The sequence below is a fragment of the Acinetobacter minutum genome (assembly GCF_035916735.1).
In the GTDB taxonomy this organism is placed as follows: domain Bacteria; phylum Pseudomonadota; class Gammaproteobacteria; order Pseudomonadales; family Moraxellaceae; genus Acinetobacter.
Window position 1 is genome coordinate 79,930 of the sequence record NZ_JAQIHG010000011.1, and the last position, 6,702, is coordinate 86,631.

Below are 6,702 nucleotides of genomic sequence, written 5' to 3' on the forward strand. Positions count from 1 at the left end.
TAACTTTTTTCTGTTTATAACAAAAAACCGATGTCTTTAACATCGGTTTTTTCACTTTAATCTGGTAATAAATTAAGCCTTTAACCAAGTCTCCAGTTTTGCCTGATCTTCAACTTTTAGCTCAACCGTGGTTAACCCAGTTTCCCCACCCTGCACTTCAAACTGCATCAATTCATCACGGCGGAAAGCAAACACTGTAAAAGTCCCCTGCTGTTTGGCGTATTTGGCCAGGAGTTTTTCTGAAGCTTTCAAACCATCAATCGCGATAATCACATCATTGGCAGAAAGGCCGGCTTGTGCTGCTGCACCATCACGGCGTGCTTGCTGAACCATTACGCCTTCAGGTTTATCTACCAGTTTCAAACCAAATGGCAAAGACTTGTCATTTTTCAGCGCGTAACTGAGACCAAACTCAGGCAATAACTGATCCAATGGCAATTCATCGGTGGTATTGATCAGGTGATTGATCTGCTCCACCCATTTTTGACCGGTAAGCTGTTCACAGATTTCAAAAATGCTGCGCTCATGCACCTGAATGCCCTGTTGTGCATTTTCATACAATTTACGCATCACGGCATCCAGACTCGAACCACGTAACCGCAGCCCTAAATCCAGACACAAGGCCACCAGACAGCCTTTGTTGTAATAGCTGGTGCCAGCATTGTTGGAGTTTTCATCCTGGCGGTAGAATTTCACCCAGGCATCAAAACTGGATTCAGCGACTGTTTGAATGAAACGCCCTGGATTCTGCAGATAACGGTCAATCTGGGTTTTTAGCAATTTCAGATAAGAATCTTGTGAAACCACGCCACTACGTAGCAAGATCAGATCATCGTAATAAGACGTGAAACCCTCAAAAATCCACAGCAGTGAGGTATAGCCTTCCTTATTCAGGTCGTAATTGACGAAATTTTCCGGACGGATAAATTTTACCAACCAAGAGTGGAAATATTCGTGGCTGCACAATCCCAAGAAACGTTGATAGTCTTCTGAAGGTTCCGCAGGTTCATCGGCTTTCGGCAAGTCTTCACGTGGGGTAATCAGACTGGTACTGTTCGGATGCTCCAGACCACCATAACTGTTGCCCGTCGCTATGGTCATAAAGGTATAGTCTGCAAAGGGTGCGGAACCGAACATCGCGATTTCAGTGGCACAGATTTTTTCAATGTCCTGCTTCATGCGCGCGGCATTCATGGCGTGCTGGCCAGACACCACAAACTCATGTGAAATGCCCTGTGCTTCAAAGCTGAAACGGGTTTGCTCTGCCAGCTCAAAAGGCGCATCAATCAGTTCCGCATAGTTTTGTGCTTTCAGTGTGTAACGACCACGTACCAGACTTTTCGCAGTCAAACCGGTGGCCAATTGAAAATGCTTGAGCTCATCCGGCAGGAAAATTTCCAGCTCAATCGGTGCCAGCTCTTGGCCTTCCAGCCCCAGACAGGCACAGGCCGGATTGACGTATAAACGGTTCTGATCGACATAGGCACCGCGTACTGACAGATCATAGGCATACACATCATATTCCACGGTGATCAGTTCGTGATCGGTGTTAAACAGACGCCATTTGTTTTTTTCGAACTTGCTGATTTTCAGTTGGCGGCCCGCTTCGTCGTAGGCTTTGACGGCTTCAATATGTTTGGCAAATTCACGGATCAGGTAGCTGCCGGGAATCCAGCTCGGCAACCAGAGCACCTGGTTGGGATTTGCCAAAAAACGCGCTGTAACGTGGATTAAATGTTGACGGTAATCATCGAACTCAATTTGATAATGCAACATAAGTCGGTATTCAGAAGCTATAAGCAGATAAATTGGCAATTAGCTTAACATTTTTTTATCCCGGATGCGGGTCTGTATTATTTGTCTACAAAATGGACTAGCCTTGCGAAAAAAAAAGGCATAGCATGCCGGTGTTTTCTGCATTTATTGCCACGGGATGGCACAACAAGGTATTGTCCGTTGAAAAGTTTCATTTACCTCTTTGCATTCTTCAGTTTTCTCTGCTCGACACTGGCCAATGCCAGCCTGCTCAATATTGTTCCAGAATCGGTTGAAGCTGAGGCCTGGACCATTGTCGATGCCCATTCCGGGCAAGTGATTGCCGAGCATAATAGCCATGTACAGCGTGCACCTGCTTCTCTCACTAAAATGATGGTAGCCTATATTGCCCTCAAGGAAATTCAGGCAGGTAAACTGCGCAAAGACGAAGTACTTACTGCAACACCGGTGGTGAACATGGTGCAGTGGGATGAATCGCAAATGTACCTGAAACCGGGTGAAAAGATTTCAGTGGATCAACTGTTGGCTGGTTTGGTGGTGATGTCAGCCAATGATGCAGCGGTGACTCTGGCGGAACGGATTTCAGGCAGCGTACCTAAATTCGTTGCCCGTATGAATCAGGAAGCCCAAGCCCTCGGCATGAACAATACCCATTTTGCCAACCCGGCCGGGATTTCCATGCCCGACCATTTTTCCAGTGCACACGACTTGGCACTGCTCGGTGAAGCACTGGTGACCACTACACCCGATTATCTGTTTTATTCCAAGCAGCAAAGTTTCAGCTATAACCAGCGTTTCCACCGTGCCACTAACTTGTTGTTAAAACAGGATCCTACAGTCGATGGTTTAAAAACCGGTTTTACCAAAGCCGCTGGCTATAACCTGGCCGTCACGGCCAATCGTCCAACCTTAAATCCAGACCTACAAAACCGTCGTCTGATTGTAGTGGTCATGGGAACCAAGAGTGCGATCAAACGGGCTGAAGTTGCGCACAAACTGATGAACTTGGCCTATAACTACACCCGTGATGAAGTGGTGATTAAGCGCCATCAACTACTCGCAGAACTGCCAGTGGTCAAGTCCACCTTAAAAATGTTCAAACTGGAAACTGAACAGCCGAAAACGGTCACCACTTCTTTATATGACCATCCCTACCCGATTGACCTGCAGGCTTTTGACAATCAGCGTCAGCGTTTGGTGCTGAATAATCTGACCATTGAGCCGCTACAGACTACAAAAACCCGTCTGAACATTGAAGTACATGAAAAACAACTCACCGCCCCATTGGCGCAGATCATGCAACTGGCCAGTGTGCATGTTTACCAAAATAATCACCTAATCCAGACCATCCAGATTCAAGCCAAAGTACAGATTGAAGAAGCCAATATTTTCCAGCGTTTCTGGATGTGGTTGGTTAACTTGCTCCCTTTTGGTGATCAATCCAGCTATATGGTAAAAACCTACCCTCTGGATTAATGTTTAGACCCTAAACATTCGTGCTAAGAGAAAAAAGATGGCTGAATCTGCCATCTTTTTTATGCCTGACGCATACCCTATACCCTATCTATAGACCAAAAACCTGCCACATTCACTACAAGACAAATCTATGGCTGTTTTAAATTCTTAGAACAAAGTACGATTTCATCTTCTCTTGAACAGCGAGCATTTGTAAAGCGACTAGGTCAAGTGACTGTGCAAGATCCAGATCAGCACATGAAGGACAAAAAAACTATTGATCAATCCTCCCTACTGATGATCTACGGTGATGCTGAAATGCAACTTCATCGAGTCCAAGTTTTTTGTCAAAAAATTGCCCCTTCTAAAAAAATAATCTTGAAATTATCCAATCAACCCTAATTAATGAGTGAATTGACATCAAAAAGTAGAAATTTGCGCGAAGGTAGTCTACAAACGCCGTTTTTCACTTTATGATGTAACCCTGAAAAAATTGAATGGATCAATAACATGACCGCTATTGCAGATAACCACGTGGTTTCATTCCACTACACTTTAACAAATGCTGAGGGTGAAACTCTTGACCAGTCTCAAGGTGAACCACTTGCCTATTTGCACGGTGCAGGCAACATCATCCCTGGCCTAGAAAAAGCGCTTTTGGGTAAAACAGTGGGTGAGAAATTCACTGTAAACGTGCCTGCAGCAGAAGGTTATGGCGAATACAACCCAGCACTTGTACAAGAAGTTCCAGTACAAATGTTCCAAGGCGTAGAAAATGTACAGCCTGGCATGCAATTCCAAGCGCAAACTGATGATGGCGTACAAATCGTTACTGTTAAAGCGGTTGAAGGCGACAACGTGATCGTTGATGCCAACTTCCCATTAGCGGGTCAAGATTTGACGTTTGAAGTTGAAATCGTTGAAATCCGTGAAGCTTCTCAAGAAGAACTTGATCACGGTCACGTACATGGTGCAGGTGGTCACCACCACTAAGATCAACTTGATCGATAAAAGCAAAGCTTCGGCTTTGCTTTTTTTATGCCTGCATGACTGATCTTCACAGATTTTTCTCAGGTCTGCAGCATAAAATATCGCTATAGCTAATTTTGCAGAGTTTGGATCACATGTCGGCTTATCAACTCATATGGTTTCGTCAGGATTTACGTGTTCAGGATCATGCCGCACTGTGGCATGCTCAGCAAGCTGGTCCTTGTATCGCGCTGGTGATTTTGTCTCCTGAACAGAGCCGTTTACATGATGATGCTCCGATCAAGCTCGACTTTTATCTACGCCAGCTCGTACAACTGAAACAGCAGCTGAATGCACTCAACATTCCCTTGCTGATTGAAACCGTCAATCGCTATGAAGACATTCCGGCTTTCATTCATCAGTTGATGCAGCAGCTTGAGATCTCACAAGTCTTTGCCAATATGGAACTTCCGGTCAATGAACAGCAACGTGACCAGCAAGTCGCTGCGTATCTCCAGCAGAATGGTCAACGTTTCAAGCTGCTACAAGATCGTACCCTGTTCCCGGTCGCCAGTATTCGTAACAAGACGCAGCAACCGTATCAGGTCTTCACGGCCTTTAAGAATGCCTGCTATGAGCGTCTGCAACATAGCCTACCGGGTTGTTTTCCGGCTCCACACCTACAGCAACAGAACTGGCCGGATCTCAGTGCTTTCAATCAGCAAATTCCTGAGCTAGAGGCCTGTTTCGGCTATACGGTCACGGCGAAACAACAAGCTTTATGGTCCGTGGGTGAACAACATGCGCTGTCTGTGCTCGATGATTTTGTTGAACAGCGGGTCAAGCAGTATAAAGAGCAACGTGACTTTCCAGGCATCACAGGGACCAGTCAACTGTCTGGTTATTTAACCATTGGTATCTTATCTATACGTCAATGTATCCAGGCACTGTTTCGAGAGCAACAGGGACAATTTATTCTGGACAATCCTGGGCAGCAGACCTGGCTGAATGAATTGCTCTGGCGTGAATTTTACCAGCATATTCTGTTTGATTTCCTGCAGGTATCCAAACACCGTGCCTTCAAAGTCGCTACAGAACAGGTGCAATGGCGTGATGATCCTGAAGGTCTACAGCGCTGGCAACAAGGTCAAACCGGCATTCCTATCGTGGATGCCGGCATGCGACAACTGCTAGCCACGGGCTGGGTACATAACCGGGTGCGTATGATTGTGGCGATGTTCCTGACCAAGAATCTGTTGATTGACTGGCGCCTCGGAGAACAGTGGTTTATGCGGCACTTAATTGATGGAGAGCTTGCCGCCAATAACGGTGGCTGGCAATGGTGTGCCTCCACAGGTACGGATGCAGCACCGTATTTCCGGGTGTTTAATCCAATCAGCCAGTCCGAAAAATTTGATGCGAACGGCGATTATATTCGCCAATGGGTGCCTGAACTGGCACATTTAAGCGCAGAACAGATTCATGAGCCGTATGGCAAAAACCCCGCGATTCGACTGGATTATCCACGTCCGATGGTGGATTTAAAATCCAGCCGCGTGCGTGCGATTGAGGCTTTTAAAAATCTTTAATGATGTCCAATTCAAACCCAATAGAACAGAAATTTTTATAGCCACACTTTCAATGAGTTGCTGAAAACGGCGGGATTGATGAAGAAATACGATAGACCTTGGTAACAAAACTTTACTTTCCCATGGTATAGTCCATTTGTTCATCTACCCAACCGTATTCTGGTTGAATTTGGCATTTCCTTTGCTAAAAAATACACTGATTGAACTGCTAGATTGGATTCTCTCCCTATCCAGGAAATACTGCTCGTTCAGATCAAGCTTGCGTCAACGAAATCGCCCTTTAGATTTTGTTTTTGGCATTTATCCCAATCAGACCTCCAAGCAACAATCAAAAACTGAATGGTGCTGATACAGAACTGTATCCGCCTTGATCGTTCAACGAAGTCAAGACGACGAAATTAAGTGTAACCAAGAAACACATGGATGCTTTCGCGTGTAATGGATTGAAGTCCTTGATAGGATTTTGAGCTCATTTCATTCGACTGCATTATGATGAATGCATTTGGCCAAGTTTTTTAATTTTTGGCAGCAGTGGATTTGACGTGTCTTTCTGCGGTTAACTCAAAGATCTAGTCGCCATTTGGTGTGCATATAACCCATGCACCAGCGTAGTTCCGCATCATACGTCTAGTCATTGAATCAGCGAATACGATAGATGTACTCAATCTTGTTTCTTTTAGCGGACATTATTATGCGTAATTTTTTTATAGTATTCCTCATCTCCTATGCTTTAGTGGGCTGTCAAGGTGCTGTTACACCTCTGCCACCAGCCAATCAGCCACTGATCCAAGATACACCTAGCGGTTGGGTCGGTTAACTGAAAAAGCCCCGATCATGGTAATGCCAGTCAGTTAAGCAACATTTAGCAAAATGCTGTAAAAATGAGTGTATATAAATACGCTCATTTTTTTTA

At 45.2% G+C, this 6,702-nt stretch carries 5 protein-coding genes; 4 read left to right on the plus strand and 1 reads right to left on the minus strand.

Translation table 11 applies throughout. The features are described 5' to 3' along the window. Window positions 1-72: 72 nt before the first annotated feature. The gene (locus tag PAE54_RS06625; RefSeq protein ID WP_273777008.1) at window positions 73-1,776 is read right to left on the minus strand and encodes a M61 family metallopeptidase; all 1,704 of its coding nucleotides are present in this window, start codon (window positions 1,774-1,776) and stop codon (window positions 73-75) included. 180 nt (window positions 1,777-1,956) lie between these two features. On the opposite strand from PAE54_RS06625, the gene PAE54_RS06630 reads away from it, so the two are divergent. The 4 genes from PAE54_RS06630 (at window position 1,957) to PAE54_RS06645 (ending at window position 6,606) form a co-directional block, all read left to right on the plus strand. After that, a complete protein-coding gene (locus PAE54_RS06630; protein ID WP_273777010.1) occupies window positions 1,957-3,252 on the plus strand; it encodes a D-alanyl-D-alanine carboxypeptidase PBP6B in 1,296 nt (431 codons plus the stop codon). A 489-nt stretch (window positions 3,253-3,741) separates the two neighbouring features. Beyond that, window positions 3,742-4,224 (plus strand): FKBP-type peptidyl-prolyl cis-trans isomerase, encoded by a 483-nt coding sequence (locus tag PAE54_RS06635; RefSeq protein WP_273777012.1) that lies wholly within the window; start codon window positions 3,742-3,744, stop codon window positions 4,222-4,224. Window positions 4,225-4,355: 131 nt separating this feature from the next. Then, complete coding sequence (locus PAE54_RS06640) at window positions 4,356-5,789, plus strand: cryptochrome/photolyase family protein (protein WP_326518858.1); 1,434 nt, start codon at window positions 4,356-4,358, stop codon at window positions 5,787-5,789. Between the two features lie 691 nt (window positions 5,790-6,480). Beyond that, window positions 6,481-6,606, plus strand: coding sequence for a hypothetical protein (locus PAE54_RS06645; protein ID WP_326518859.1), 126 nt, complete (start codon window positions 6,481-6,483; stop codon window positions 6,604-6,606). The last annotated feature ends 96 nt before the right edge of the window (window positions 6,607-6,702 follow it).

Coding starts and splice junctions, on each gene's coding strand:
- PAE54_RS06625 (WP_273777008.1), bottom strand. CDS start 1,776: ATGTTGCATTATCAAATTGAGTTCGATGATTACCGTCAACATTTAATC.
- PAE54_RS06635 (WP_273777012.1), top strand. CDS start 3,742: ATGACCGCTATTGCAGATAACCACGTGGTTTCATTCCACTACACTTTA.
- PAE54_RS06640 (WP_326518858.1), top strand. CDS start 4,356: ATGTCGGCTTATCAACTCATATGGTTTCGTCAGGATTTACGTGTTCAG.
- PAE54_RS06645 (WP_326518859.1), top strand. CDS start 6,481: ATGCGTAATTTTTTTATAGTATTCCTCATCTCCTATGCTTTAGTGGGC.